General features: G+C 39.0%; 1 protein-coding gene. It reads right to left on the reverse strand.

Going from position 1 to position 1,071, the window contains the following annotated elements; all coding sequences use genetic code 11:
• Window positions 1-1,071: hypothetical protein (locus tag A6733_RS08725; protein ID WP_242641579.1), on the reverse strand; the 1,071-nt coding region annotated here is incomplete at both ends.

Here is a 1,071-nt window from a genome sequence, read left to right on the forward strand (position 1 = left end):
CAGGTTGAGATAATAATCCAGGCTCAGATTGAGCTAACAGTTCAGGTTGAGATAGTAATTCTGGTTCAGGCTGAGATAATAGTTCAGACTGAGGTTGTGGACTGGAAGAAGAATGCACAAAAACTGCATCACCACTTCCTGAAGCCACACCCTCATTTGTAACTCTACTACTACTTTCTAATGCATTTCTTTGATCTATCGTACGTCTTTGGAAAGCTGAAAATGCCACTGCAGGAATACCAGTAACATTAAGGACATTAATAACATCTTCACAACAAATATCACCTAGTAATTCATCTTCTAGTTCAGCAAAAACTCTATTAGCTACCTCATCCCAGCCCGCGTTAAATATAGACTCCACTGCCTCACGAATAGCATAATCTAGTTTCGATAAAAAACCTAATAAACCAGCTCCACTTAATCGCACTAGCCTATCAGAGGAGCTTGACAATAACCGAATATTAGAAAGTGCACGTACAAAATCAGGACGGTACTTGTAATGATAGATAGAAAGACACCTAGATACAAAACTACACAGGTGCAGTTCTCTATACATCTTGCACCAAATAGCTCGCCCAACCGCGGAAAGTTCACTATTATCCACAGCTTCCAAGAGGTAATTAAGTATCGACTTCGAATAAGACGTTCTGGCAGCTTCACGGAGATTAGAAAATAGCTTATAAACTAGTTTAGCACTAGCAGGATGTAATTTAACACCCAGCAAATCAACACATTTAATAGGCTGTACTACCCCAACATTACCATGAATAACTTCTGCTTCATAATGAGTAGATTCATCAGGTACACCATCCCCTGATGGCAACGAAGATCCTAATTGCGACTCAGACTGAGATAGTAATGACTGAGGACTGGGAGGTGAAGAATGCGTAAGATCTACAACATCAATTTCTCCTGAGAGTACCTTATTATACTTCTTATACCTTTTAGTACTTGCATGTATTTTTAAAGACGGTGCTGAAGACATTACTATTGATGGAACACCAGCAATATCTAAGACATTGGTAAAATCTACAAAACTAATATCACTCAATGAGTCCTCTTCTAGAGGAC

This window comes from Candidatus Ichthyocystis sparus, from assembly GCF_900078745.1.
In the GTDB taxonomy this organism is placed as follows: domain Bacteria; phylum Pseudomonadota; class Gammaproteobacteria; order Burkholderiales; family 2013Ark19i; genus Ichthyocystis; species Ichthyocystis sparus.